Origin of the sequence: Plesiocystis pacifica SIR-1 (assembly GCF_000170895.1) — a bacterium.
Taxonomy (GTDB): domain Bacteria; phylum Myxococcota_A; class Polyangia; order Nannocystales; family Nannocystaceae; genus Plesiocystis; species Plesiocystis pacifica.
The window spans coordinates 1-24,539 of record NZ_ABCS01000061.1; the positions used below are offsets into that span (position 1 = coordinate 1).

Annotated in this window: 23 protein-coding genes and 1 other RNA gene; 8 read left to right on the forward strand and 16 right to left on the reverse strand. The window is 69.3% G+C overall.

The window, feature by feature from the left end; genetic code table 11:
* On the forward strand, positions 1–1,945 hold a 1,945-nt coding region (locus tag PPSIR1_RS26060; RefSeq protein WP_006974181.1), incomplete at its 5' end, for a M16 family metallopeptidase.
* On the opposite strand, the gene PPSIR1_RS43835 is transcribed toward PPSIR1_RS26060, so the two are convergent.
* Entirely contained in the window at positions 1,942–2,742 is an 801-nt protein-coding gene (locus PPSIR1_RS43835) for a CPBP family intramembrane glutamic endopeptidase (protein ID WP_006974182.1), read from the reverse strand. The two genes, PPSIR1_RS26060 and PPSIR1_RS43835, sit on opposite strands and share 4 nt — an antisense overlap.
* Positions 2,743–2,810: 68 nt before the next feature.
* Here PPSIR1_RS43835 and PPSIR1_RS26070 point away from each other — a divergent pair, with 68 nt between their 5' ends.
* The gene (locus PPSIR1_RS26070; RefSeq protein ID WP_006974183.1) at positions 2,811–3,215 is read left to right on the forward strand and encodes a fluoride efflux transporter FluC; all 405 of its coding nucleotides are present in this window, start codon (positions 2,811–2,813) and stop codon (positions 3,213–3,215) included.
* A 423-nt stretch (positions 3,216–3,638) separates the two neighbouring features.
* Here the strand turns inward: PPSIR1_RS26070 and PPSIR1_RS48295 are convergent, their stop codons facing one another.
* Positions 3,639–5,615 carry a hypothetical protein gene (locus PPSIR1_RS48295; RefSeq protein ID WP_006974184.1) on the reverse strand — a complete coding sequence of 659 codons (1,977 nt, stop codon included), beginning with the start codon at positions 5,613–5,615 and terminating at the stop codon, positions 3,639–3,641.
* 326 nt (positions 5,616–5,941) lie between these two features.
* Entirely contained in the window at positions 5,942–6,796 is an 855-nt protein-coding gene (locus PPSIR1_RS26080) for a methyl-accepting chemotaxis protein (RefSeq protein ID WP_006974185.1), read from the reverse strand.
* A gap of 50 nt (positions 6,797–6,846) precedes the next feature.
* On the opposite strand from PPSIR1_RS26080, the gene gltX reads away from it, so the two are divergent.
* Positions 6,847–8,349 carry a glutamate--tRNA ligase gene (gene gltX / locus PPSIR1_RS26085; RefSeq protein WP_006974186.1) on the forward strand — a complete coding sequence of 501 codons (1,503 nt, stop codon included), beginning with the start codon at positions 6,847–6,849 and terminating at the stop codon, positions 8,347–8,349.
* Between the two features lie 381 nt (positions 8,350–8,730).
* On the opposite strand, the gene PPSIR1_RS26090 is transcribed toward gltX, so the two are convergent.
* Positions 8,731–9,108, reverse strand: coding sequence for a hypothetical protein (locus PPSIR1_RS26090; protein ID WP_006974187.1), 378 nt, complete (start codon positions 9,106–9,108; stop codon positions 8,731–8,733).
* Between the two features lie 307 nt (positions 9,109–9,415).
* On the opposite strand from PPSIR1_RS26090, the gene ssrS reads away from it, so the two are divergent.
* A non-coding RNA gene (gene ssrS / locus PPSIR1_RS46575) (6S RNA) lies at positions 9,416–9,577 on the forward strand.
* 94 nt (positions 9,578–9,671) lie between these two features.
* Here ssrS and rtcA read toward each other — a convergent pair.
* Positions 9,672–10,715, reverse strand: coding sequence for an RNA 3'-terminal phosphate cyclase (gene rtcA, locus PPSIR1_RS26095; RefSeq protein ID WP_006974189.1), 1,044 nt, complete (start codon positions 10,713–10,715; stop codon positions 9,672–9,674).
* An 80-nt stretch (positions 10,716–10,795) separates the two neighbouring features.
* On the reverse strand, positions 10,796–12,040 hold the full coding sequence (locus PPSIR1_RS26100; RefSeq protein ID WP_006974190.1) for an RtcB family protein: 1,245 nt from the start codon (positions 12,038–12,040) through the stop codon (positions 10,796–10,798).
* A 223-nt stretch (positions 12,041–12,263) separates the two neighbouring features.
* Between PPSIR1_RS26100 and PPSIR1_RS49570 the strand changes: the two genes are divergently transcribed.
* On the forward strand, positions 12,264–12,842 hold the full coding sequence (locus PPSIR1_RS49570) for a hypothetical protein (RefSeq protein WP_006974191.1): 579 nt from the start codon (positions 12,264–12,266) through the stop codon (positions 12,840–12,842).
* Positions 12,843–12,946: 104 nt separating this feature from the next.
* On the opposite strand, the gene PPSIR1_RS26110 is transcribed toward PPSIR1_RS49570, so the two are convergent.
* Both PPSIR1_RS26110 and PPSIR1_RS26115 read right to left on the reverse strand, forming a co-directional pair.
* Positions 12,947–13,699, reverse strand: coding sequence for a hypothetical protein (locus PPSIR1_RS26110; RefSeq protein WP_157595998.1), 753 nt, complete (start codon positions 13,697–13,699; stop codon positions 12,947–12,949).
* A 372-nt stretch (positions 13,700–14,071) separates the two neighbouring features.
* The gene (locus PPSIR1_RS26115; protein WP_006974193.1) at positions 14,072–15,043 is read right to left on the reverse strand and encodes a S1 family peptidase; all 972 of its coding nucleotides are present in this window, start codon (positions 15,041–15,043) and stop codon (positions 14,072–14,074) included.
* 661 nt (positions 15,044–15,704) lie between these two features.
* On the opposite strand from PPSIR1_RS26115, the gene PPSIR1_RS26125 reads away from it, so the two are divergent.
* The 3 genes from PPSIR1_RS26125 to PPSIR1_RS26135 are packed head-to-tail and all read left to right on the forward strand — an operon-like array spanning position 15,705 to position 17,336.
* A complete protein-coding gene (locus PPSIR1_RS26125) occupies positions 15,705–15,884 on the forward strand; it encodes a hypothetical protein (RefSeq protein ID WP_006974196.1) in 180 nt (59 codons plus the stop codon).
* A 32-nt stretch (positions 15,885–15,916) separates the two neighbouring features.
* The gene (locus tag PPSIR1_RS26130; RefSeq protein ID WP_006974197.1) at positions 15,917–16,438 is read left to right on the forward strand and encodes a hypothetical protein; all 522 of its coding nucleotides are present in this window, start codon (positions 15,917–15,919) and stop codon (positions 16,436–16,438) included.
* A 55-nt stretch (positions 16,439–16,493) separates the two neighbouring features.
* Positions 16,494–17,336, forward strand: a complete 843-nt coding sequence (locus tag PPSIR1_RS26135) for a PAS domain-containing protein (RefSeq protein WP_045116776.1) — start codon at positions 16,494–16,496, stop codon at positions 17,334–17,336.
* Positions 17,337–17,390: 54 nt separating this feature from the next.
* Here PPSIR1_RS26135 and PPSIR1_RS26140 read toward each other — a convergent pair whose 3' ends face one another.
* The 8 genes from PPSIR1_RS26140 to PPSIR1_RS26175 form a co-directional block, all read right to left on the reverse strand.
* Positions 17,391–18,629, reverse strand: coding sequence for an SO2930 family diheme c-type cytochrome (locus PPSIR1_RS26140; protein ID WP_006974199.1), 1,239 nt, complete (start codon positions 18,627–18,629; stop codon positions 17,391–17,393).
* Positions 18,630–18,711: 82 nt separating this feature from the next.
* Complete coding sequence (locus tag PPSIR1_RS26145; protein WP_157595999.1) at positions 18,712–20,223, reverse strand: parallel beta-helix domain-containing protein; 1,512 nt, start codon at positions 20,221–20,223, stop codon at positions 18,712–18,714.
* Between the two features lie 265 nt (positions 20,224–20,488).
* Positions 20,489–20,884 (reverse strand): hypothetical protein, encoded by a 396-nt coding sequence (locus PPSIR1_RS26150; RefSeq protein ID WP_006974201.1) that lies wholly within the window; start codon positions 20,882–20,884, stop codon positions 20,489–20,491.
* 93 nt (positions 20,885–20,977) lie between these two features.
* The gene (locus PPSIR1_RS26155; RefSeq protein ID WP_006974202.1) at positions 20,978–21,370 is read right to left on the reverse strand and encodes a hypothetical protein; all 393 of its coding nucleotides are present in this window, start codon (positions 21,368–21,370) and stop codon (positions 20,978–20,980) included.
* A 101-nt stretch (positions 21,371–21,471) separates the two neighbouring features.
* On the reverse strand, positions 21,472–22,068 hold the full coding sequence (locus tag PPSIR1_RS26160; protein WP_006974203.1) for a hypothetical protein: 597 nt from the start codon (positions 22,066–22,068) through the stop codon (positions 21,472–21,474).
* Complete coding sequence (locus PPSIR1_RS26165) at positions 22,068–22,712, reverse strand: hypothetical protein (protein WP_157596000.1); 645 nt, start codon at positions 22,710–22,712, stop codon at positions 22,068–22,070. The genes PPSIR1_RS26160 and PPSIR1_RS26165 overlap by 1 nt, the downstream gene beginning before the upstream one ends.
* 219 nt (positions 22,713–22,931) lie before the next feature.
* Positions 22,932–23,465: a YkgJ family cysteine cluster protein gene (locus PPSIR1_RS26170; protein ID WP_157596001.1), complete on the reverse strand. Its 534-nt coding sequence runs from the start codon at positions 23,463–23,465 to the stop codon at positions 22,932–22,934.
* On the reverse strand, positions 23,462–24,502 hold the full coding sequence (locus PPSIR1_RS26175; RefSeq protein ID WP_006974206.1) for an AraC family transcriptional regulator: 1,041 nt from the start codon (positions 24,500–24,502) through the stop codon (positions 23,462–23,464). Before PPSIR1_RS26175 ends, PPSIR1_RS26170 begins: the two co-directional genes overlap by 4 nt.
* Positions 24,503–24,539: the final 37 nt, after the last annotated feature.

Here is a 24,539-nt window from a genome sequence, read left to right on the forward strand (position 1 = left end):
CGCCCACGTCCGGGTCGAGCGCTGCGACGTCCAGGAGGCCTACCTGCGCCTGGGTTGGCTCGGCGGCGAGGCCCTCGACGACGACAGCGTGGCCCTCGACGTCGCGGCCGTGGTCCTCGGTCAAGGCGAGTCCTCGCGCCTGGCCACGCAGATCCGCCGCCGCGCCCAGCTGGTCTCCGACGTGCACGCCTCCTACCTCGCCGGCCTCGCCAGCGGGGCGCTGCTGGTCAGCGCCCAGACCGAGCACGACAAGGTCGCCGACGCCCTGTTCGCGGTGCTCGACGGCGTCGAGGCGCTGGGCCAGCACCCCCTGCCCGAGGCCGAGCTCCAGCGCGCCCGGGCCCTGCTGCAGAGCTCGCTGATCTACCGGCGCGAGAGCGTCCAGGGCCTCGCCCACGCCCTGGGCTACTACGCCACCGTCGACGGTCTCGACGGCGTCGACGACAACGACGACAACGACGGGGACAGCAGCGAGGGCGCCGAGGCGCGCTACTTCCGAGCCCTCGCGCAGCTCGATCCCGCGGCCGTCCAGCGCAGCTGCGCCCGGCTCTTGTGCCGCGAGCGCGCCGCGATCACCGTCTACCTGCCCCGGGCCGACACCACGGCCAAGCAAGCCCGCGCCCTCGCCAAGCAGCTCGAGCGCCGCTGCGCGGCCAAGCACCGCCGCCGACCGGGGCGCCGCTTCGCCCCGCTGACCCGCGATCGCCACGGCATCGTCCGGACCCGGCACGACAGCGGCCTGCGCGTGCTCGTCCGCCCGGATCCGCGGGTGCCCGTGGTCGGGGCCTGGCTGGTCTGGCCCGGCGGGCTCCGGGTCGAGACCCCGCGCCTGGCCGGCGTCTCCTCGCTGACGGCGGCGCTGCTCAACCGCGGCACGAGCTCGCGCAGCGGCGACGCCCTGGCCCGGGAGGTCGAGGGCCTCGCCGCGGTCATCGACGGCTTCGCCGGCCACAACAGCGTGGGCATCCAGTCCGAGTGCCTCAGCCAGCACTTCCCGGCCATCCTCGAGCGCGCCATCGACTGCGCCCGGGACCCGCTGTTCGACGCGGGGGAGGTCGACGAGGCCCGGCGCATCACCCTCGCCGACCTCGAGGCCGACGGCGACGATCCGGGCTACCTCGCCTACCGGACCATGCTCGCCTCGCTCTACCGCAAGCACCCCCTGGGCCGGGACCCGCGCGGGACGGCGGCGAGCCTGTCCCGCCTGGACTCCGCGGCCCTGCGCCGCAACTGGGGCCGGCGCTACGGCCTGGGCAAGGCCGTGCTCGCCGTCGCTGGCGAGGTCGAGCCCGAGGCCCTGCTCGCCAGCCTCGCCCCCCTGCTCGACGATCTCGAGCCCGGCGACGCCGTCGAGGGTCCGCCCACCTGGCCCGGCGGTCCGCCCAAGTGGCCCCGCCGCCCTCGCCACGTCGAGCTGGCGCGGGAGCGCGAGCAGGGTCAGCTGGTCCTCGGCTTCCCGGGCCTCGCCCTCGGCGATCCTCGCGGCTCCGCCCTCGACGTGCTGTGCTCCGTCCTCGGCGGCCAGTCCGGTCGGCTGTTCGAAGCCCTGCGCGAGCGCGAAGGCCTCGTCTACCAGGTCAGCGCGAGCGCGGCCGAGCACGTCGACGCCGGCCACCTCGTCGTCCACGCCGCCGCCAGCCAGGACAAGCTCGCCGCCACCCGGGCCGCCATCGACCGCGAGCTCCAGACCATCCGGACCCAGGCCATCACCGCCGAGGAGCTCCAGCGCAGCAAGCGGTGGCTGATCGGGCAGTTCGAGAGCGCCATGCAGCGCCGCTCCCGGATCGCCTCGCGCATGGTCTTCGCCGAGGTCTACGGCCTCGGCGCGGACTACTACTTTGGCTACCCGGCGCGCGTGCAAGCCGTGACCCGGGCCCAGGTGCTCAGCCTCGCCGCCGAGCTCCTCGACCCCAAGCGCATGGTCAGCGTGGCCTTGTCCGCCTAACCCAGCACGCCGAGGACGTAGATGTCGTAGATGGCGTGGGTCCACACGGCCACGGCCAGACCGCGGACTTGGTAGATGAGCGCGAAGAACACGCCCGCGAGCGTCCGGTAGACGAAGGCCGCGAAGGTGAAGGCCTCGCCGCTGGGGCCGATGTGGTGGGCCAGGGAGAACACCAGCGAGGACACGACGACGGCGATGACCAGGGCCTGGCCGCGGTTGACCATGCCCGCCAGCAGCCACGACAGGCCGCCCACGCCGATGAGCCGGAAGATGAGCTCCTCGTGCAGGCCCGCGCCGGCCGAGATCACGATCACGTCCAGGAAGTCGAGGCCGCTGGCCAACGCGGCCGAGAGCTCCCCGCCCGCGCTCAGGCCCGGGACCAGCTCCGTGAACCGGTGCATCACGAACAGGATGATCGAGCCCATGGTCAGGGCGTAGAAGGTCGACTCGGCCAGGACCGGGACGAAGGCCTTGGGGTCGAAGCTCTCCGTGCGCCGCAGCAGCACCAAGATCGCCGCGTAGGCCAGGAGCATCCCGCTGAGCACGACGAGGTAGTTGGCCAGGTCCCGGTCGGCCAGCTCCACCAGCGAGGCCGTCACGAAGTCGACGCCGTTGAGCCCGCGGCTGAGCAGGATGCCCAGCTGGTAGATGATGAACAGCGGGAAGATCAGGATCGCGCTGGTCAGCGGGTCGACGCGCCCGGCGAGGTGATTGCGCAGCGAGCCCTGCGTCGCCGGCCTCGCGCCCCGCGACCGACGGCGGGGCTCCTCGTCCTCGTGGCTGCGCTCCCTTGCCATCCCCGGGGATCCTGCGCCAAGCTGGCCCGCGGCCCCAAGAAAGTGGCGAGTCGCGGAGGTCCGGGGGAGTGAACGAGGACAGCGAGAGCGTCGGGGCCGCAGCCCAAATGATCGGAGTGTTCCTCGCCGGGGGCACGGGCGCGCTTCTGCGCGTGCTGCTCTCGGCGCAGATCGAGCAAGCCTGCAGCGAGCGCCTGCCCTTCATCGGCGTGCTCGCCGTCAACCTCGCCGGCTGCCTGCTGATCGGCTTCGCCTCCGCCTGCATCACCGCCGACCACTGGCGCAACATCGTCCTCGGCGGCGCCCTGGGCGGGTTCACGACCTACAGCGCCTTCGCGCTGTTCACGGTCTCGCTCGCCGACGAGCAGCGCTGGGGCTCCCTGAGCGCCCAGCTGCTGCTGCACATCCTCGGCGGCGTGCTGTGCGTGTGGCTGGGGGTCGCGCTAGCCAAGGCCGCGGGCCTGTCGAGCTGAGCTTCTGCTTTGCCCCCACAGCCGCCTAGAACCGGGGGCGCTTCGTCGCTGTCCGCTCCTCCGCTTTGGCTTGGTGGGCAATGGAGTTCGTGCCTTCGAGAGGGCCTGTGGTCGCCCCCGCGAGCGGGGGCGTGGATTCTGGTGTCGCTCGCTACGGCTGAGTCGTGGACGTGGGGCAGGGAGGGCGTGGCGTCGTCCACGACGGCTAAAACAGACAGGGACTGTGAAAATTTCACAGTCCCTGAGTCGTGGACGTGGGGCAGGGAGGGCGTGGCGTCGTCCACGACGGCTAAAACAGACAGGGACTGTGAAAATTTCACAGTCCCTGAGTCGTGGACGTGGGGGCAGGGAGGACGCTTAGCGCCATGTGCAAATTGAAGAGGGCGACGATGGAAACCATCGCCGCCCGCTCGGTGTGCCGGCTCAGCGCTTCTTCTTCTTCTTGCCCGCCTTCTTCTTGGCGGGCTTTTTCTTGGCTGCAGTCTTCTTCTTCGACTGCCGCGCCGGCTTCTTGGCGGCCTTCTTCTTCTTGGCAGCCTTCTTCTTCGACGTCTTCTTCTTGGTCACCTTCTTGGCGGCCTTCTTCTTGCCCGCCTTCTTGGTCGACGTCTTCTTCTTGGTCACCTTCTTGGCGGCCTTCTTCTTGCCCGCCTTCTTCTTGCCCGCCTTCTTGGTCGACGTCTTCTTCTTGGCGGCCTTCTTCTTGCCCGCCTTGGTCGCCTTCTTCTTGGTCGCGGCCTTCTTGGTCGCCTTCTTCTTCGACGTCTTCTTGGTCGCGGCCTTCTTCTTCTTACCGGCCGATTTCTTCTTGGCGGCCTTCTTGGTCGCCTTCTTCTTGCCGGCCGACTTCTTGGTCGCCTTCTTCTTGGTCGCCTTCTTCTTCTTGCCAGCCGACTTCTTGGCCGACTTCTTCGCGGCCTTCTTCTTCGTCGCGGCAGCCTTCTTCTTCGCTGCGGCGGCCTTCTTCTTCGCGGCAGCCTTCTTCTTCGCGGCAGCCTTCTTCTTCGCGGCAGCCTTCTTCTTCGCGGCGGCGGCCTTCTTCTTCGCGGCGGCGGCCTTCTTCTTCTCGGCGGCGGCCTTCTTCTTCTCGGCGGCGGCCTTCTTCTTCTCGGCCTCCTTGCGCTTGCGCTCCTTGTCTTTTTCCTTGCGCTTGAGCTCCTTGTCGCGCTCGCGCTGCTTCTTGAGCTTCTCGGCCTCCTTGCGCTTGCGCTCCTTGTCGCGCTCGCGCTGCTTCTTGAGCTTCTCGGCCTCCTTGCGCTTGCGCTCCTTCTCGCGCTCGCGCTGCTTTTTGAGCTTCTCGGCCTCCTTGCGCTTGCGCTCGCGCTCCTTGTCCTTCTCCTTGCGCTCGCGCTCGCGCTCGAGGGCCCGCTGCTTCTTGAGCTTCTCGGCCTCCTTGCGCTTGAGCTCGCGCTCTTTCTCTTTCTCCTTGCGCTGGCGCTCGCGCTCGGCGGCCTTGGCCGCGCGCTCTTCTTCCTTGCGCTTGCGCTCGGCCTCGCGGGCGAGGCGAAGCTCCTCGCGCTTTTTGGCCTTCTCTTCGCGGATGCGCTCGCGCTCGGCCTTCTTCTCGGCCGCGATGCGGGCACGCTCTTGGCGCTTGCGCTCGGCCTCCTCCTCGCGGGCCTTCTTGGCCGCGAGCCGGGCCGCTTCCTTCTCGGCGCGGATGCGGGCACGCTCTTCTTCCTTGCGCTTGCGCTCGGCCTCGCGCTCTTGGCGCTTGCGCTCGCGCTCTTCCTCGGCGCGGCGGCGCTCTTCCTCGCGGCGCGCCTCGGCCTCCTTGCGCTTGCGCTCGGCCTCGAGCCGACGCTCTTCGGCGATGCGGCGCTTCTCCGCCTCTTCCTCCGCGATACGGCGCTCGCGCTCGGCGGCGATCTCTTCGGGGGTCGGGCCCATCTCGAGTTTGAGGAGGTTGCGGAGCTCCTCCTCCTCGACGCGCTCGCCCCGCAGCTCCTCGTCGGTCACGCCACGGCCGTGGACGATGACCCGAGTCACGTTGTTGCGGAAGGTCGTCTCGAGCTTGTTGTCACCGAGCACCTCGCTGACAAAGCCCACACCAAACGAGGGGTGAACGACGATCTGGTGGAGCACCAGCGCGGCCTTGGGGCTGTAGCGGACCGCTGACTTGCGGTCGTAATTCTCGATGCCCTGGAGCCAATCGAGTTTTTGAAGCTTGCGTCGGCGCGCTACGGACACCGGCTCGGCGTCCTCGGCGGAGCCCCTCGGCTTCTTGTAGGCGTGAATGTCGCCGCAAACAGCGCACTGAACGCGTCGAATTTCGTCCCCGTAGCTCTCGAGAATGATGTGTGAGGTGTCCGTCCGGCACTTGGGGCAGTAGCCGTCGGTCTCTCCGCCATTCGAGTTGCTGCTGGACCCACCGAAGTGGCTCTCGAAGATCTGATCCATGAGTGAAAACTCCGCCGTGGGGGGCCTTCTTCGTTGGCCCTAACACGGTCGGATCCTCCCATACAAGCAATAAAGGTCTGAAAATGTTGAGAATTTCGAGCTTCCGCGGCAACCTCGAAGCCACCTGGCACGCGCTCAACTGCTTGAAAAGACAAAGGATTGTCGATTTTCAGCGCTCCCGTGCGCGGCCGGTGAGATCCACCGATCTCCAGTTCAACGGGGCAGTAGCTAGCCAATTCCCGGTAGCGAGGCGGACTCGAGGCCCTCTCGACACTCGAGCGCTCGCTCTGGGAGAGCGTGGCAGATCTGGACAACGCGGCCCGGGATCAGCTCGACGACGAGGGGTTCGAGCTCGCCCCGTTCCACTGGCCCCCGGCGGCCTCGACCTGCTCTCGGCTGAGGTTGTCGAGTCGACTCATGAACGCTGCGTCCGTGCGCTCGAGGCCCATGGCCTGGATCAGCTTGCGGACCTCCGAGCCCGTGTTCTTGGCCTGGCCCGCCAGGGAGCCGAGCTCGCGGCACACGACCCGGAAGGCCCGGCCGTGCTCGCCCGCCTGGGCCGCGATGATGTTGCCGTTGAGGGCCAGCAGCTGCAGGCGACGGGCGACGTCGTCGATGAAGTGGATGATCGACTCCATCCCGTCTGCGCGCTCTTCGAAGTCGGCGACCTGGTCCTCGACGCCGCTGCGCGCCGCGGCGGCGAGCAGGTCGAAGTAGGCCTCCTTGTCCTGGAAGGCCTCGATCATGCCGATCGGCGCGTAGTCCTGGCCGCCGGAGGCGTGCAGCGGGCGGCAGACGGTGAGGTACTCCCGGCCGCGGTACTCGACCTCGCCCTTGAACACCTCGCGGCGCCGGAGCACCCGATCGACCAAGTCGGCGTGGGCGAACTCGCCGACGTCCGGGGGCGTGCCGGCGTCGAGCACCGTGGACACCGCGATGCGCCGGTTGCCGGCGTAGATGGCGAAGCCCAGACCGGTGGACTGGGCCATGCGCGAGAGCAGCTCCCGGTCCTTGCTGACCGGTCGATCGCCCACGAGGATGTCGTCGTCAGAGCGGACGATCGCCCCCTCGTTGTGGAGCAGGCGCTCGCACAGCGCGGTCGCAGCCATCGCGCGGTCGAAGCTGCGACGGGTGATGACCTCGCGGACGGCTTGATAGATCTCGTTGCTGACGTCGCTCACGCCTCCCGAGTGTACTGGCAGCGCTGGCCGTATGGTAGGCACTCGCCACGATGACCGGCCAAGGCTCCCCCGCGCCCGACTCCTCCCCGTCCACCGCCGGTGCACCCCGGGTCCGCATCGCCCCCAGCCCCACCGGGGACCCCCACGTCGGCACGGCCTACATCGGCCTGTTCAACTACGTGTTTGCCCGCAAACACGGCGGCAAGTTCATCCTCCGCATCGAGGACACGGACCGCAAGCGCTCGACCAAGAGCTCCGAAGAGGCCATCTTGGCGGCCCTGCGCTGGCTCGGCCTCGAGTGGGACGAGGGGCCGGACGTGGGCGGGCCGCACGGCCCCTACCGCCAGTCCGAGCGGCTGGACCTGTACAAACGTCATGTCCAGCAGCTCCTCGACGCGGGCCTGGCCTACCGCTGCTTTTGCACCCCCGAGCGCCTCGCCGACCTGCGCAAGCAGCAAGAGGCGGCCAAGGCCTCGCGCTACGGCTACGACCGGCACTGCCGCGACCTCGATCCGGCCGAGAGCCTGCGCCGCGCCGAGGCCGGAGAGCCCTACGTCGTGCGCCTCAAGATGCCGCTCACCGGCACCTGCGTCATCGAGGACGGCCTGCGCGGGAGCATCAACCGCGAGTACGGCGAGAGCGACGATCAGGTCCTGCAAAAGTCCGACGGCTTCCCCACCTACCACCTCGCCAACGTCGTCGATGACCACGAAATGGGCATCACCCACGTCATCCGCGGCGAGGAGTGGATCTCGAGCACGCCCAAGCACATCGTGCTCTACGAGGCCTTCGGCTGGGAGGCGCCGCGCTTTTTCCACCTCGGCCTGCTGCGCAACCCCAACGGCAGCAAGCTGTCCAAGCGCAAGAACCCGGTGTCCGTCGACTACTACCGCGAGCTGGGCTTTTTGCCCGAGTCGATGCTGAACTACCTCGGGACCATGGGCTTTTCGATCTCCGGGGACCGCGACCGCTTCACCCTCGACGAGATGATCGAGGCCTTCGACTGGTCGCGGGTCAGCGCCGGCGGCCCGGTCTTCGACCCGGTCAAGCTGCGCGCCTTCAACAAGCAGGACCTCATGGCCATGGACCTCGACGAGCTGCAGCGCCGCTTCGTCGAGAGCGTGCTGCGCCCCGATCGCCTGCGCCTGCTCCTCGCCCAGGCCCAAAAGCGCGTCGACCTCCTCGACGAGGTCCTGCCCTGGGGCGCCTACTTCTTCGGCGGCGGCGTCGACTACAAAGCCATCGAGAAAAAATTCCGCATCAAGGGGCGCACGCGCAAGGAGACCATCAAGGCGCTCAGCGCCTACCTCGAGGCCATCGAGCGGGACGAGCGGGCGCGGGCGTTCACGGCCGCGGGGCTCGAGGCCTTCACCGAGGAATTCGTCGAGAGCATCGGCTGGAACAAGAAGTTCTATCAGCTGCTGCGCGTGGCCACGACGGGGCAGGCCAAGACGCCGGGGCTGTTCGAGACCATGGAGCTCGTCGGCAAGGACCGGGCGCGCCAGCGCATCCGCGACGCCGTCGCGCACATGAAGGCCGGCGAGAACTGGTAGTCGGGCCCGAGCGCAGGCGCGTCCGCCCTGCGACCTGACAGCCTACCGAGAAAGGCAGCCGCCCACGGGAGGGCGTGGCGTCTTCCACGACGGCTAAAGCAGACAGAGGGTCGGCCAGAGCTCGTTTTGGCCGACCCTCTGACTCGTGGACGTGGGGCAGGGAGGGCGTGGCGTCGTCCACGACGGCTAAAATGGACAGGGACTGTGAAAACTTCACAGTCCCTGAGTCCGTGGACGATGCTTTCGTGGATCATGGGTCCCGGCGCGGCCGGGGTGGGCGACTACCGAGAAAGGCAGCCGCCCACGGGTTCAACGCCAGCTGAGTCCGTGGACGATGCTTTCGTGGATCATGGGTCCCGGCGCGGCCGGGGTGGGCGACTGCTAGCGAACTCGCGCGCTCCGATCTCGCCGCGCCAGATTGCGCGCGGTGCCCGAGCGCTCCCGCCCCGGCCGCACCCACGCGATGTCGCGGGTCGAGGCCGCGGTCAGGGCAGGGTCACGCTCGCTGTCCGATCCGTACCCGCCACGGGTCGGGAAATCTCCGAGGTTGTGGCGGGGGTGGGTGAACATGTGGAAGACAACGACCCGTGCGGCGCGCCCTGCGAGGTACTCCTGGGCCATGGCGTCCGCTCCCCGAGCGTCACCGGTTACGAAACCCGCACCCTCGCCGAGTGCGGCCTCGATGGCGGGAACGTAGTGTTCGGCGAATTCTTCGGGGCTCAGGTCGAGGTGGCCGCTGACGAAGCAGGTCTCAGTCACAGTGTAACACTGACACTAAAACCGCCCGGCGCCACGCCGACCAGGTCGGGGTCGGCGAGTGTTATGATCTGCCCGTGGCGCGCCTCGTCCTCCAGCTCTCCGCCCAGACCTTCGCCGTGTTCGTGGGCATCGCGGGCGCGAGCGCCTGGGTGCTAGCCCGGCAGCTGTGGGCCCTGCTGGCCGCTTAGAGCCACGTGGTGCCGCCACCATAGCGCGGCTTCGAGATCTTCGCCCCAGCCGCGCGGGGGAGGAGCGCGGGTCCAGGTCGGCCTTCCGCGCGCCCGCGAAGGTGCTAGAATGGACGTGCAGCACACCGCCCCAACGCGAAAAGTTCACCTACATCGACCAACCAGGGAACCATCTCTGTTCGTGGGAGAGCAAGCCCGTTCGGCGGGAAGCCCGAAGCGATTAGCGTGGTGCCCACCTACAGATAGTAGGGGTTGGACTTCACCACTGGGGCGGTGTGCCGGCCTTTGTTCTCTTCGTCCGCCCGCGGGTCGTCGAGCTGGGCGGCTGACGAGCGCACGCGAACAGGGCGAAGGCCGTCCCCGGCCCCGCCCTGCTCACAGGCTCACCCGAAAGCGGCCCTCGCCGATCGCCTCGAAGGCGAAGCTCGCGGGCACGAAGCGCCCGATGATCGCGGCGTTGGTCCGCGTGTGATCGCTGGGCTCGAGGGTCACGAAGCTCGAGGGCTCGCCCCGTCCCCAGCTCGCGCTGGCCGCCAGGGCCATGGGGATCAGCAGCTGGTCGGCGAGGTGCTCCCCGACGGGGACCCCCGCGTCGAGCCACGCGCGCAGCTGCGCGACGGCCCGGCGCGCGACCTCCTCGGCGGCCACGCCCTTGCTGCCGAAGGCGGTCACGACCTCGGTGAGCGCCTCGCAGGTGACCGACAGGCACAAGGCGTTGCCGGGCCCGCGGCCGCGCAGCTCGACCACCGCGCCCTCGTCCCGCGACCAGCCCAGCTCGTCGCGCACGCAGGCCAGCTCGCGCTTGCCGATGCGCCCGGGCAAGTTGGCGATCAGGGCCTCGGCCCGGCGCTCGAGCACGGCCCCGCGGGCGTCGAGGGACAGGCCCGCGATGGGGTGCCCGCCCTCGAGCTCGACGACCACGCGGCCGCCCCCCGCCGGGTAAAAGCCCGCCTGCTCGAGGCGCGCGTCGGCGACCACACCCAGCCGCCGCATCAGCGGCAGGAAGGCCCGGGTGATGAACTCGAAGGGCGGCGCCATGGGGTTGTGCGTGCCCCCCTCGAGCACCAGGGTCGAGCGCCCGGGCGTGACCAGCAGGGGCCACAGCACGGTCTGGAGCACGAGCATCGCGCTCCCGGCCGAGCCCACGGCGAAGCGGTGCTCCCCGTGCTCGATGGCCCCCGGGCAAAAGCGCAGGCTCCCCGAGCCGAGGGCGTCGCCCTCGAGCTCGGCGTTGGCGATGGTCGCCGCCGCGCGCACGGCCGTCAGGTGCTGGCGCAGCAGGCCCGGCTTGCGCCGCTTGGCCCGGATGTGCTCGATCGTGAAGGGCCGGCCGGTGATCGCCGACAGGGCCAGGGAGCTGCGCAGGATCTGCCCGCCGCCCTCGCCGAGGCGGCCGTCGATGGTGATGAAGTCGGTCATGGGAACGCGTCCTCTCCAAAAATGCTCGCATCCATGGGTTGGGGGAGGCCGATCCCTCGACCTCCCCCAACGATTCGGGTTCAGCCCTTCACGCAGATGACCTGGCGAAGGACGTGCCGGACCTCGACGAGGTCGGCCTGGGCCGCCATCACGGCCTCGATGGGCTTGTAGGCCGCGGGCGTCTCGTCGATCACGTCCTCGTCCTTGCGGCACTCGACGTGCTCAGTGGCGGCGGCGTGGTCCTCGACGCTGAAGCGCTTGCGCGCCTCGGTCCGCGACATCGCCCGGCCGGCGCCGTGCGAACACGAGCAGAAGCTCTCGCGGTTTCCCTTGCCCTCGACGATGTAGGACTTGGCGCCCATGCTGCCGGGGATGATGCCCAGCTCACCGCGGCCCGCCCGGACCGCGCCCTTGCGGGTCACCCACACCTTCGCGCCGTAGTGCGACTCGCGGGCGACGTAGTTGTGGTGACAGTTCACCGCCTGGTTGACCAGCGTGAACGGACGGATCCCCGGCGCGTGCTCGAGGGCCTTCAGCGCCGCCTTCATCATGATCTCGCGGTTGATGCGGGCGAAGTCCTGGGCCCAGGCCACCGCCTCGACGTAGTCGTCGAAGTGCTCGGTGCCCTCGGGGAGGTAGGCCAGGTTCTCATCGGGCAGGTTCACGAACCAGCGCTTCATCTCCTCGCGGGCGAGGCGGATGAAGTGCGAGCCGATGCGGTTCCCGACGCCGCGCGAGCCCGAGTGCAACATCACCCACACGTGGTCCCGCTCGTCGAGGCAGACCTCGATGAAGTGGTTCCCGGTCCCGAGGGTCCCGAGGTGGACGAGGTGGTTGCTCTTCTCGACCTTGGGGTGCTTGTCGACGATCACCGCGAAGCGATCGGCGAGCTCGGCCGCCCAGCGGCCCTCGACGGCCTTGGGCACGTCACCCCAGGCGCCGCGGTCCCGACGGCGCGCCCCGTTCCCGCTGCGGCCGTGGGGGACGGCCCGCTCGATGGCGGCGCGCACGGGGGCGAGGGTCTCGGGCAGGTCCTCGGCGCGCAGCGAGGTCTCGACCGCCATCATTCCGCAGCCGAGGTCGACGCCGACGGCCGCGGGCACGATCGCGCCCTTGGTCGGGATCACCGAGCCGACGGTCGCGCCCATTCCCCAGTGGACGTCGGGCATCGCGGCGACCCACTTGTGGATGAAGGGCAGCCGGGCGGTGTTCGCCAGCTGGCGAAGCGCCGCGTCCTCGACGGCCACGCCACGGGTCCAGCGCTTGACGGGGACGCCGTTGACGATGTTGTCGACTTCGTAGGACGTGGTGTGCTTCGTGGTCATGGGTGTGCTCCGGGTTGGGGTTGTGCAGCGCCATGCGGCGCACCCAGACAGAAAGCAGGAGTCGATCCAGGAGCACTTTTTCACATAATTTCAAACACTTGAGAACGGTGGAGTCTCTCGGCCCGTCGCTCTCTCGCCCCAAACTATCTAAAAATATAAATTTATATCTAATACTATCAAATGAACAGGCCCGCGCAGGCTTCGCGGGCGCTATGCTCTGCCCATGCACTCCCTCGCGCTGGCTGTGCTGCTCTGGGGTCCGCCCGTGGCGGAGCCCTGGGTCCCGCCCGAGCCCAGTCAGCCGGCCCCAGCGCCAGCCCCTGCTCCGGCCCCGCCGCCCGCTCCGGTCTACCAAGCTCCCCCAGGCCCCGAGGGCGCCCCCTGCCTCGGCGACGCCAACTGCCGCCACCCCTTCGCGTGCGTCCAGGGCACCTGCGCCGTGACCACGACCTACCTCGACGCCCTCGAGATCGAGTCGGACAAGCTGCTGACCCACGGCGCCAACGTGCTCGCCACCGGCGGCATCCTCGCGACCTTCGGCTGGAGCTACTTCGGGACCTCCTTCGCCCTCGGGGGCGAAGAGGAAGCCGACGGCCTCTACATGATGGTCGCGGGCCTGGTGTTCGCGCCCGTCGGCACCCTCATGGCCATGACCGGCGGCATGATGCTGATCGCCGGGCGGGTCAAGAACCGCCGCGTGCACCACTACCGCTCGCGCTCGACGGCCGCGCGAACGCCCAGGGGTCCATGGTCGCTGAGCGTCGACCCCCGGGGCGGCGTGGCGTTGACGGGTCGCTTTTGATCGCTCCCCCAAATGGGGTCAGAGCCTGTGAATGAATCCACAGTCTCTGTCTATTTTGGGCCGTCGCGGACGACGCCACGCCCTCCCTGCCCCACGTCCGCGACTCAGTCGTCGTCGTAGCCGACGACGAGCACGTCGAGGATGTCGGCCGTGCCGTTCACGAGATCGATCTGATAGATGTAGTCAATCTCCGCCATGACTCCGTCGTCATCGTAGTCGTCGAATTCATCCGTCCCGCCGATCACCTTTCCCGAGCCTGGGGAAGTGGTCACCACGACCAGCGGCGGGCTGAAGTTGCGCACGAACTGACCCGTGGCGACCATGTCGTTGACCTCGGCGAAGATCGGGCCAAAGTCCTCCTCTTGATCGAGCATCAAGGTGCCGCGATTGGGCAGGGTCAGGCTATACGTCGTTTGCGCAATGCCAGTGGAGGAGTCGAGGAGTTGCTGCTCCGAGCCGAAGCCCACGAGGTTCGAGCACGCGTCTCCGATCTTGGTCCCCGCGAAGGCGCCCGCGGAGATCGCGGGCTCGTCGAAGGTGTCGATCCCCGCCGGGAAGGGGGCGAGCAGACCCCCTGTCGCGCTGGTCAGGGCAAAGGCATCATCCTGCAATGAGAACGCGAATACTTCGAATTTGTCAGCCGAGAGCGCGCCCACGCTCGCGGGAATGCTCAACCCCGTACATTCGGCGAATTCAGCCGCCTCCGGCGTGCTCGAGAAGTTGACGTCATCCCACCAGCAGCGGAATTCATCACTGTCGGATTCACTCTCTTCGGCATCACAAGCTGAAGTGCTCATAATCGAGCCGAGAAAAAACAGGGTGGAGAGAATCAAACGCTTACGATTGGGAATCTGCATGGCGACACGTCCTATCTAGCTTTGGGGCAATGGGCAGCGTTGTCGCAAGATGCCACGGTAAATGACACCGTGCAACCCACACATATTTCTAATTTACTTTTTGTCCCGATTCACAACCATTGCGCCTTTGCCCGTGACGTTCACGTCATTTGCGCGCGCGGATATGTGTTCTTTCGACGGACTTCGACTCAATACGATGCGCCTCGAAAAGCGCGCACACGCAATTCACGCGCGCCGTGTTCGAGTCATTTGGTCCTTCTCAAAATGCGCAGAGGCCTCCCCCCTGCCCCCACGACCATCGAATGCGCATTGGATCAATGGCGCCGTCCCAATTCGGCGCCCTCGACAGTTTCCAAACGCCAATACCCGCGCTCAACCGCGCCGCAGCATCACGGGCGCGAGCAGGGCGAGCAAGACCAACCCGGCGAAGGGCAGCGCGCCCCGCGATGGGCTGTGCTCCGCGGACAGGCCAGCGCCCGTCGCCGCGGTCGAGCAGCCGCAGCCCTCGTCGACCTCGCCGGGGAGCGCGACGCAGTCGCAGCTCGAGCAGCCCTCGGGGAGCAGGTCGACCCCGCTCGAGTCCCGCAACCAGCACAGCTCGGGCAAGGGCACGCCGTAGATGCCGCCCCCGCCACACTCGCCGCCCCGGGACAGGACGCCGGCGAGGCGCCACTGGCCCTCGCTGGTCTGGACGAAGGCCGGGCCGCCCGAGTCGCCCTGGCAGCTGTCCTTGCCCTCGCCCCCCGCCCGGAACTCGCGGCCGTTCGCCGAGTAGCCGGTGATGGTCGAGGTGACCTCGCGCTTGAAGCCGGTGACCGCGAGCTCGTCCTCGCCGTAGCCCACGAACACCACCTCCGAGCCCGTGGCCATGGCGTCGTCGAATTCGCTCTGGTTGGTGATCGGTACGATCGGATCGATGTCCTCGATCGGCTCGCTCAGCCGCACCCAGGCGAAGTCGTGGATCTCGTCGCCGCAGTCCTTGGGCAGGCAAAAGTCGGGGTGCACCCCCCACTCCGTGGCGGTCCGCTCGTGGCTGGGGTTGCCGGTCGAGTCGCCGAAGTAGACCGTGACGCTGCCCCCGGACTCCGAGGGGAAGCAGTGCGCCGCGGTGAGCACGAGCTCGGGGGTGACCAGGGTGCCCGAGCAAAAGGACTGGCCGAGGATGGCCACGGTCGCGGGCCAGCCCCCGGGGGCCACCAGCTCGCCGCCGTAGATGGGCGCGCCGCCGGTCTCGGGCTCCGCGGGCGCGTCGAGCTCGGGCGCGGCCGCCAGCGGGTCTGGCAGCGGGTCTGGGCCCAGCGTCAGTTGAAGCAAGGTGACCGAGACGAGCGCCTGCGCCAGCATGGACGCTCAGCATAGCAGGCGACTACGCGCACCCGTGGACCTCCCGTGACCGAGCGATGCTATGCAAGGCCATGGCGATCACGCGTCGTGCGCTCCTCGAAGTCCTCGCAGCTCTGGGCCTGAGCACGGCGTGTCGCGCGGGCGCGGACGCCCCCACCTCCGAGTCACAGCCCGACACCGAGGCGAGCCCGCCTGGTACGGACGCGCCCGAAGCCGTTCGTGCCGACGCCCCGACGGACACCGAGCGCTTCGCCTGGGGCGCGAGCGGGGACCCCCTCGCCGACCGCGTCATCTTGTGGACCTGGGTCCAGCACCTCAAGATCGACGCGGCCGATCTCGAGGCGGGCACGACCTACGACTACCGCTTCGCGCTCCTCCCCCACGGCGCAGACGCGCCCGCGGACGGCCCCCTCCCCCACTCCCCGATCGGCCGGACCCATCGCGCTCAGCGGCGACAGCTCCTGGGCCTTCGAGGTCGGGCCCGACCCCTTCGTCGACGCCGGCCACCCCGAGGCCGCGCGCCCCGTCGGCCTGGTCGAGTTCGTGACCCCAGCCGTCACCTCCTCTGGCCCCGTGCCCGCCGCGGAGGCCGAAGCCCGGGCCGAGTCCCTCGCCCGCATCCCCCCCACCTTCGCTGGATCGAGCTGAGACCCGGGGCTGTGTGATCCTCGACGTCCAGCGCGAGCGCACCCAGGCCGAGTGGTGGTTCGTCGACACCATCGAGGAGCGCCGCGCGGACGAGCGCTTCGCCCGGGCCGTGGCCGTCGAGCGCGGCGCCCCTGCCCTCGCTGTCCGCGACGCGCCGAGCCAAGCCGGACCGACGCGGGCGCCCGCCCCCTGAGCGCTCTACACGACCACGACCACCCCCTCGCCATGCACGACCCCATCGCCGAGCACCAATCTACCTTCGACGCCCCCCACCGCTACCCCAGCCTCGTCCGGCGCCCGACCGCGCTGGTTCGGCTGTGGTCGCAGCCGGCCTTCGAGAGCTGGGCGAGCTGGTCGATCCACGCCCGGGCGCCCCACGTCGGCGAGGTCTGGCTGCGGCGCGTGACCGTGGGCCCCGTCGTGGACGGGGACCAAGCCCGCACCCTCAGCTTCGCCACGGAGCTTCGCCTCGACCACGAGCCCTCCACCCAAAACCTGCTCGCCGAGCTCCTCGACCAGCTCCAGGGCCTCACCGTCCCCGTCTACGTCCCTCCGCCCGGCCTCGGCCTCGACGGGGTCACCCACGGAGTCGAGAGCGGCACGTACATGGTCCGCAGCGCCCTTCGCTGGTGGGGCGACGGGCCCGAGCCCTTCTCCGAGCTGAGCGCCTGGCACCGCTCGACCTGCGCCCGCCTCGACGCCCTGCTGCCGCAGTGGAGCGCCCAGCCCTGGCGCGAACCCTCGTGAGCGCTTTCGAACCTCAACAAAGGCTATAGTGGACCTTCATTTGTTGGAGGTCGCGATGACAGGATCCGAGCCCGTCCCCATTCTCGAGCAAGACGTCGCGCTGCTTCAGGGCGTGCTCGACAGCTTGGACGACCCGGTTTTCGTCAAAGATCGCCGACACCGCTGGGTCGCCTTCAACGACGGGTTTTGCAAACTATTGGGCCAACCTCGCGAAGCTCTGCTCGGTAAGAGCGACCCCGACTTCTTCCCCCCAGAGCAGGTCGAGGAGTTCTGGCGCCTCGACGACCAGCTGTTCGAGTCGGGCGAGACCAACCGCAACGAGGAGCGGCTGACCGACGAGCAGGGGGAGGTCCACCTGATCTGGACGCGCAAGTATCCGATGCGCGATGCCAGCGGTCAGGTCGTCGGCCTCGTCGGCATCATCTCGGACATCACCGAGCTGCGCGAGCGCATCGAGGCCCTCGACACCATCGAGCGCGAGGCGGCCGAGCAGCGCGCCCGGGTCAAGGCCCAGCGCGAGCTCATCGACGCCATGGAGGCGCCGATCATCACGCTGTGGGCGGGCATCCTGCTCGTCCCCATCGTCGGCGAGCTGAGCGAGCGCCGGGCCCAGGTCGTGCTCGAGCGCCTGCTCGCCGCCGTCGCCCGGGAGTCGACCCGGGTCGTCTTCCTCGACATCTCGGGCCTGCCCGAGCTCACGGCCTCGAGCGCCGCGACCTTGCGCAGCGCCGTGTCGACGGCGCGCCTGCTCGGGGCCCAGGCCGAGATCGTCGGCATGCGCCCGAACATCGCCCGCGTGCTCGTGGGCCAGGGCATCGAGCTCGGCGCGGTCCAGACCCACGCCAGCCTCCGCGACGGGCTGCACCGGGCCCTGCGGCGCTTGGGCGTGGTCGCGTAGCCACGAAGAAGGGGAGAGCGCTCGCCCTCCCCTTCTCGGTCCGTAGCTCGCCGCTCAGGGCGGCGGCGGATCGGGCTCGCCCTCGGCCTCGCAATCGTCCGGCGGCAGGCCGTCGATCCACGCGCGCAGCAGCAGGATGCCGTCCTCGTGGACGAGGCTGCGGCCGAACTCGGGCATCATCGCGCCGAGCTCGAGGGTCTCGGTCCGGTAGACGAGGATCGAGGCCTCGGCGTCGCCGGGCACGATGTCGTACTCCCGATCCTCGCCGCCCTTGCCCGCCGAGCCCGGCTTCTTGCAATAGCCGAGGTGGAAGGTGTCCTCGTTGTCCCAGTTGAGGAAGAGCTGCGAGGAGATGCCGTTGACCCCGCGGGGGTTGTGGCAGTAGGCGCAGTTGATGTCGAGGTAGTCGCGGGCCGCGACGGTGACCTCCTCGTGGCTCATCTCGGCCACGGGCTTGTCGGCGAGCTCGCGCATGTCCCAGGCGCTGGGGACCTGGTCGAGGGCGGGCACCCCGGTGAGCCAGCCTTGCTCGGCGTAGTGGCTCAGCTGGTTGACGGGCCCGGCCCCGAAGTCCTGGTCGCGGTTGAGGTGCCGCGCCCGCGGCCCGATCGGGGTCACCACCGTCTCGTCGGCCTCGTCCTTGATCTCGTGGCACTTGAGGCACTGGTTCTTTTGCGGGATGAGGTAGCTCGCCGTCCGCTCGATGCCGTCGGGGCCGATGAACTCGACGGGCCGAATCTCCCCCTGGACCGTGTAGACGGCGTCGCCCAGGTCGTGGTCCCAGACGTAGGGGTAGGTCTTCCACTCCTCGGGGAAGCGGACCAGCACCCGCGTCTCGATGAGGTCGCGGTCGAGCTCGGGCTCGCGCAGATCCGCCGGGAAGTAAAAGGACTTGAGGATGACCGTGCCGACCGGGAACTCGAACACCTCGTTGTCGCGGTACTCGACGGTCTCGCCGGGCGGGACGTAGATGGCCCGCTCTTTGAGGGCGAAGTCGCTGAACAGCGGCGTGTTCAGCTCGTAGCGTTGGACGTTGTCCTCGTAGAGGAAGTCCTGGCCGTCCCAGTCCATCAGGCACATCTGCGACAGGAACTCCGGCGGGCCGAGCTCGGGGTCGATGCCCTGGAACTCGCAGCCCGGATCCTCGCCGGTGTCCGTCTCGGTGTCGGAGGTGGTGTCGGTGTCGGTCTCGCTCTCGTCGGTGCCGACCTCGTCCGCGGCCTCGTCCCCCTGCTCCTCGCCGTCGTCGACGCAGGCCGACGACGAGAGGATGGAGGCCGAGCTCAGGGCCACGGCCCAAAGCCCTATCCCGGGCAAGGGCCCGGGGCCGGGCAAGAGTGAGCCGCGCTTCGTTCGAGTCCTCGTCATCGGGTCCTCACATGTCCGGGGGCACGATCGGCCCCATGCTGAAGGCGTCGCAGTCGAAGGGCGTGTAGGGGGCCTCCGGCTGGAACAGGTCGTCGGTGGTCGCGCCCATGGTCATCGAGTTGACCTCGACGTAGAGGCTCGCAAAGCTGCCGCCGGGGTTGTCGCCCATGCAGATGTGGTTGTCGTTGGAGTTCTCCGCCGGGTCCGTGGTGTGGAAGCTGCTCTCGCCGATGGTGTCGTAGAGCACCGAGTCGATGGGCAGGTCGGAGGCGTAGAGCAGGGCCAAGAGCACGCCGAGCTCCTGGTCGGGCGTCGACAAGAAGGGGTTGGTCCCGCCGCCAGAGTGCTCGTTGCCGTGGACCCAGATGTTGTTGGTCTCGTAGTTGAAGACCGTGTCGCCCTCGGTCGGGAGCTCCACGCCCTCGATGTCACCGACGAGCTCGTCCATGGACAGGCCCCAGGCCGCGGGGTCGCCCTCGATGACCAAGCCGCTGAGGATGGCGATGTCGCCGGTGCCGTTGTCCGTGTAGACGTTGTCGTAGATCTCGACGCGGCGCGAGGCGAGGGTGAAGGTGCCGGTGCCGGGGGGGATCTGCTTGACCGTGCCGCCGGGCGCGAAGTTGACCCGGTTGTTGGCGATGATCATGTTGTCGTGGATGGCGACGTCGTGGCCGATGATCGGGTTGCCGGGCAGGTCGAAGATCAGCAGGCCGCCGGTGTTGTCCTCGGCCAGGTTGCCGTAGACGTCGGCGTACTGCGTGTTCTCGATCTCGATGCCGGCGACGTTGCCCATCGCGACGTTGTTGCGGACGATGGCGTGGGCGCACTGGCCGACGTAGATGCCCGCGTCGGACGAGTTGTAGGCCGCCGAGTCCTCGATCAGCACCTGGGTGACCTTGACCGGGTAGATGCCGTAGGCGCCGTTGTTGGAGTCGCTCTCGTTGCGCCACGTGACGCGCACGCGCTGGATGGTGACGCCGGTCGAGTCCTCGATGCGCAGGCCGTCCTTCTTGGCGTCGACGATGGCCAGGTCGCGGACCACGATGTCGTCACCGACGATGTCGATGCCGTTGGACTGGCTCATCTGCGGGAGGAAGTCGAGGGTCGTGCCCTGCTCGAAGTCCCCCTCCTCGCCCATGCCCTGGCCGCACACCGAGATGCCGTCCGCGCGGATCGTCACCTGGTTGTCGAGCTCGGTGTGGCCCAGGCCCATCACCAGGGCGTCGCCGTCCTCCATGGAGTTGGCCGCGATCAGCAGGGCCTCGGCGTCGCCGGCCGGCACGGCGTAGCAGGTGCCGGCGTCGGGGAAGTCCTCGCAGGTGCACAGCGGGAAGTTGGGGTCGGGCTCCCCCGTGGTCTCCGTCTCTTCCTCCGCGGTACCCGTCTCGGTATCGTCCGCTGTTTCGGTCTCGTCGGTGGTGTCCTCTTCCGTGGTCCCCGTATCACCGACCTCGTCGTCCTCGGAGCCTCCGTCGTCCGTGCACGCCCCGAGGGCGAGGGTCAGAGGAATGCCGAGCAACAGAGTTTGCGTGACGGATACGAGGTTTCCAGCGCGGTAGGTCATGACGTTCATTCTCCAGAGCCAAAGCTCGCGGCAAGCATACCGAAACGCCAGCGACACCCAAGAGCGATCTTCTCGGGAGTCGATGCGGAGCGAGCGCAGTGAGCTGCCGCCCCCATGAACGAGGCTCACGCGTGGCTTCGAAGACGTGGAGCCACGCGCTGGGTCCAAGGGCGCGCAACATCGTGGATGCGCCACGCTCCCCCTCTCCCGCGCCCACGGCTCAGACAGTCTCGGTGGACGTCGTCGCGCGGACCTTCATCAACGCCAGCCCGAGGTTCGTATCGTTGCGGCACACGACGACGACAACCACCGAGGGCAAGGACGCGAGCCGGGCGAACAGATGCACCAGGTTCGTGGACATCACGATGATCTCCTTGAAGTAGCGCTCGTTGCTCTGGACCCCGCGCGAGCGCTTGAAGATGTCCTCGATCATCGTGACGTTGTCGCCCTCGAACAGGTCCTTGGTCGTGGCCGAGACGAGGTCGAGGACCTCCTGGGGGTGGCTGTCGACGGTCTTGACGCCGAGCAACATGCCCGTGGACATGTCGACGACGCCGGCGGCGACGGCCTTGGGGACTTCATTCATGGTCTTGGTCAAAATGCTCTGAACGCTCATGATTCTCGCTTTCTCGTGACGCCCCGCGAACACGGGACAATGGCCCGCGCGCGCGCGGGACTGGAACGGTTTCGGTTGGCTGCCGAGCTCGGCTCAGCGCCCGGGGCTCGTCGCGCGCTCCAGGGCGGCGCGCACTCGCGGGTCATCGGGCAGCAGCTGGGCGCAGGCCTCGAACAGGGCCCGCGCCGTGGCCGTATCGCGCGCGGCGTAGGCCCGAGCCCCAGCCGCGAACAGGTGGGCCGCCGCCTCGCCCCGCGCCGTCTGTGCCCGCGCCGGCTGGGGCGCTCGAGCGCCCCCCGCTCGACGAAGGGTCTCGCGGACCTGCGCCTCGATCTGCCGGTGCCACTGCCGGGCCTGGGCCGCCGCCTCCGGCTCGTCGGGCGCGCCGACCACTGGACCCCGCCAGCGCTTGAGCACCCGCCCACGGAAGTCGACGAGGGTCACGAGCTGCGCCGGCTCCCCCACGATCTCCGTCTGCACCGTCATCAGCCCACGAGCCGTTCGGATCAGCGAGGTCAGGCCGGGGCGAGAGGTGTCCCGCGGGCGGGTTGGAGGGGCGTAGGCCATGGTGAATCTCGGTTGAAGATCTAGTTGAGCAAGGGCGCGGTCTGCAGTCGGTCGATGGCCGCGCGCACGCTCTCGCGCTCGCGCGCGTCGAGCTCGCTCGCGTGCGCCAGCCGCTGGAGCCCGACGCCGCTCGTCTCGCTCAGCCGCGCCAGCGCGAGCTCGGGCGCCTCGCGGCCCAGCAGGAACTCGGCCAGCTCCCTGCGCCAGGGCCCGCCGGCCCACACCCCGTCCAGGGCCTCGCGCACGCGCATGCGGATCCGCGTGCCGTGGAGCATGACCATGCCGCGCTGGATCTCCCCGGCGAACACCGAGGTCAGCACGAGCTTCGGCGACAGCTCGCGGCCGACCTCGCCGACCTCGCGCAGCGGCGCCGCGCAGATCGAGTGCGCGTCGGTGGTCAGCATCAGGCCGCGCGAGTCCAGGTCGGAGCCCAAGCCCTCGAGGCACTGCGCCGCCGCCCGATCGAGGGCCGCGAAGCCGAGCGCGATGTCGGCTTCTCGATCTCGAGTCCAGCACCAGGCGATGAGCCCGTCGGGCGCCGCCGACAGCACCACCGCCTGCAGCTGGGGGATCGCGGCGCCGAGCGTGGCGAGGGTCCGCTCGAGGGTCGCGTCCATCACCGCCGCTCCCCCAGGGACAGGACGCTCGCCGCGAGCTCGTCCTCGAGCAAGCGAACGCGCAGGCGCTCGAGGTTCGCCGCGGTCACGATCTCCCCCGGGAGCAGCGCCGCCTCTCCGCTCAGGAAGCCCCGCGCGCCCTCGAGGTCGCCGTCGAGGTAGGCCTCGATCCCGACCCAGCGCAGCAGCCCCGCCGCCAGCGCCCGCGCCCGTCGCCGGTCATCGCCGTCTTCGTTGGAGCCGCTGTCTGCCCGCGTCGGCTCCGAGCCCGAGCGGATCGCCTCCAGCTCCTCGCGCACCTGCCCGAGGCGCTGCGTCCGATCGGGGAGGGACTCCCACACGCTCCAGTCGACGAGCTCCCGCCAGCGTCCTTCCCAGTGCCCCTCCCAGTGCCCCTCGACGTTGCGCTCGTCGGCGATCCAGGGCTCCGGGACCACCCGGACCCCCGGCAGCTCGGCGAGCAGGCCCAGGGCCATGCGCCCGTCCACTCCCGGCATCCGCGCGACGCACACTTGCCCGGTCTCGACCCCGACGAAGCCCACCTCGAGGGCGCCGATCCACAGTCTCAGGCCCACGCTCACGTCCTCTTCGTCGAGGAGAACGAGGTAGTCGATCAGCGTCGGCCAGCGAAAACTGCCAGACATGTCCATTGGTGCCATCACGTGAAAAGGTCCCGATTGGGGTGGAGGTGACGGAAGCAAGATGCACAAAAAACGCCGTGAAGGAGAGCTTCAACGACTCAAACTATCCGGTAAAGAATGCGAGCCATCGGGTCAAAACGCTCGCATTCCGTCGCCCGCGCATCGGCACACTTTTCTACACACCGCCTCCGGACCCCGGCGGGCTCGACCCGAGTCCGGCCTTCACCCGGCCGCAGGGGCGGGCAGCTCGGCCCACCACGCGAGCAGATCGCGGACCTCTTCGGACGCCTCGACCTGCGCCTCGACGGCCTGATGGTTGACCTGCATCAGCGCGCGGCGGCCCTCGGGCCCGCGCGCCTCGACGTGGGCCTCGACCTTCCCGCACCACAGATCGCCGCTGCGCGTGGCGGCGAAGCCATAGCTGCGGCACGCGAGGGGGCGCGCGGCGTAGACCCGGCACAGGCCGGCGTCGCCGTCGAGGAGCGGGCAGGTCCGCGGCCCGGCCTCGCCCCGCCTCGACTCTCGGAGCGCCGCCACGCCAGCTTCGACGCGCCGACGCGCCTCGGCATCCAGGGCCTCGATCGCCCCGCGCAGGCGCGCCCACTCCGACGCCCCCATGCGCGGGAGCTCCGCGAGCGATCGGCAGCAATCGTCGCAGCCGGCGCAGCACGGCCAGCCCGGATCGCTGCGCTTGATCTGCCCGACCGTGGCCGCGATGCGGGCGTCGAGGACCGCGAGTCGCAGCGTGCCGCTCACGCGCCCTCCGGGCTCAGACGCGCAGCCCGCCACGCTCGCGGCGTGCTCCCCGTCCACCGGCGGAAGGCGCGGTGAAAGGCGCTGGGCTCGGAGAAGCCGAGCAGGAAGGACACCTCGGCGATCGACACCCCGCCGGCGAGGTGGCGCAGCGCGAGCTCGTGGCGCAGCGCGTCGACGAGCTTGCGCAGGGAGCTGCCCTCGTCGTGGAGGCGGCGCTGCAAGGTCCGCGGAGACAGCTCGAGGCGCGCGGCGATGGCCTCGACCGAGGGCACACCCTCCGGCAGCGCGACCTCGACCACCGCGCGCACCTGCTCGCGCGTCGATCGGCCCTCGCTCACGCCCGGCCGCGCCGCCCACTGCTCCGACAGCCGCCGGCTCGCCTCGCGGTCGAAAAAGGCGAACATCGCCGGGTCGGCCGAGGGCATGGGCAGCGCGAGCGCGGCCGCGTCCACGACCATGGCGTTGTCCTCGGCGCCAAAGCGCACCGGCGCGTCGAGCAGCTCGGCGAGGGCACTGGCGCCGGCGTGGGCGAGGTGGCGCAGCCGGACCTCGCGGACCTCGAAGCTCGCCCCCGCCAGGCGGCGCCCGTTGACGATCATGTCGACGATCGCGGCCTCGTTCCACACCTGGTGAGCCAGGCGCGGCGGACCCCAATTCTCGACCCGGAACACCACCTCGTCCCCCTCGCGCTCGAGGGTGCTGCGCTCGCCCTCGACCAGGAGGTTTTGGTAGCGGATGAAGCGATCGAAGGTCGTGCCGAGATCGGGGCTCGTGACCGCGAGGAAGCCGAGGATGCCCAGCGCCGCCGGGTCCATGGCCAGGGACATGCGCGCGCCCAGCAGCGGCTCGCCGCAGCGCTCGTGGGCAAACTCGAGCAGCTCGTAGTAGCGCACCAGGGGGACGCGGGCGTCGGGATCGGGGTCGTCGAGCTTGGCGGCGCGCTCGCCCAGCTCGATGGCCAGCCCTGCGCCGCCCAGCTCCTGGCACGTGGCGACCAAGGGGTCGAGCAAGCGCGCGAGGATGGTGGGCTCGGCCATCGCGGGGATGCTAGCAGGCCGCTCTCGGCCCCGTCTT

Excerpts from the sequence above, each read along its gene's own strand:
- PPSIR1_RS43835 (WP_006974182.1), bottom strand. The coding sequence starts at position 2,742 with ATGGCAAGGGAGCGCAGCCACGAGGACGAGGAGCCCCGCCGTCGGTCG.
- PPSIR1_RS48295 (WP_006974184.1), bottom strand. The coding sequence starts at position 5,615 with ATGGATCAGATCTTCGAGAGCCACTTCGGTGGGTCCAGCAGCAACTCG.
- gltX (WP_006974186.1), top strand. The coding sequence starts at position 6,847 with ATGACCGGCCAAGGCTCCCCCGCGCCCGACTCCTCCCCGTCCACCGCC.
- rtcA (WP_006974189.1), bottom strand. The coding sequence starts at position 10,715 with ATGACCGACTTCATCACCATCGACGGCCGCCTCGGCGAGGGCGGCGGG.
- PPSIR1_RS26100 (WP_006974190.1), bottom strand. The coding sequence starts at position 12,040 with ATGACCACGAAGCACACCACGTCCTACGAAGTCGACAACATCGTCAAC.
- PPSIR1_RS49570 (WP_006974191.1), top strand. The coding sequence starts at position 12,264 with ATGCACTCCCTCGCGCTGGCTGTGCTGCTCTGGGGTCCGCCCGTGGCG.
- PPSIR1_RS26110 (WP_157595998.1), bottom strand. The coding sequence starts at position 13,699 with ATGCAGATTCCCAATCGTAAGCGTTTGATTCTCTCCACCCTGTTTTTT.
- PPSIR1_RS26115 (WP_006974193.1), bottom strand. The coding sequence starts at position 15,043 with ATGCTGGCGCAGGCGCTCGTCTCGGTCACCTTGCTTCAACTGACGCTG.
- PPSIR1_RS26130 (WP_006974197.1), top strand. The coding sequence starts at position 15,917 with ATGCACGACCCCATCGCCGAGCACCAATCTACCTTCGACGCCCCCCAC.
- PPSIR1_RS26135 (WP_045116776.1), top strand. The coding sequence starts at position 16,494 with ATGACAGGATCCGAGCCCGTCCCCATTCTCGAGCAAGACGTCGCGCTG.
- PPSIR1_RS26150 (WP_006974201.1), bottom strand. The coding sequence starts at position 20,884 with ATGAGCGTTCAGAGCATTTTGACCAAGACCATGAATGAAGTCCCCAAG.
- PPSIR1_RS26155 (WP_006974202.1), bottom strand. The coding sequence starts at position 21,370 with ATGACGGTGCAGACGGAGATCGTGGGGGAGCCGGCGCAGCTCGTGACC.
- PPSIR1_RS26160 (WP_006974203.1), bottom strand. The coding sequence starts at position 22,068 with ATGGACGCGACCCTCGAGCGGACCCTCGCCACGCTCGGCGCCGCGATC.
- PPSIR1_RS26165 (WP_157596000.1), bottom strand. The coding sequence starts at position 22,712 with ATGTCTGGCAGTTTTCGCTGGCCGACGCTGATCGACTACCTCGTTCTC.
- PPSIR1_RS26175 (WP_006974206.1), bottom strand. The coding sequence starts at position 24,502 with ATGGCCGAGCCCACCATCCTCGCGCGCTTGCTCGACCCCTTGGTCGCC.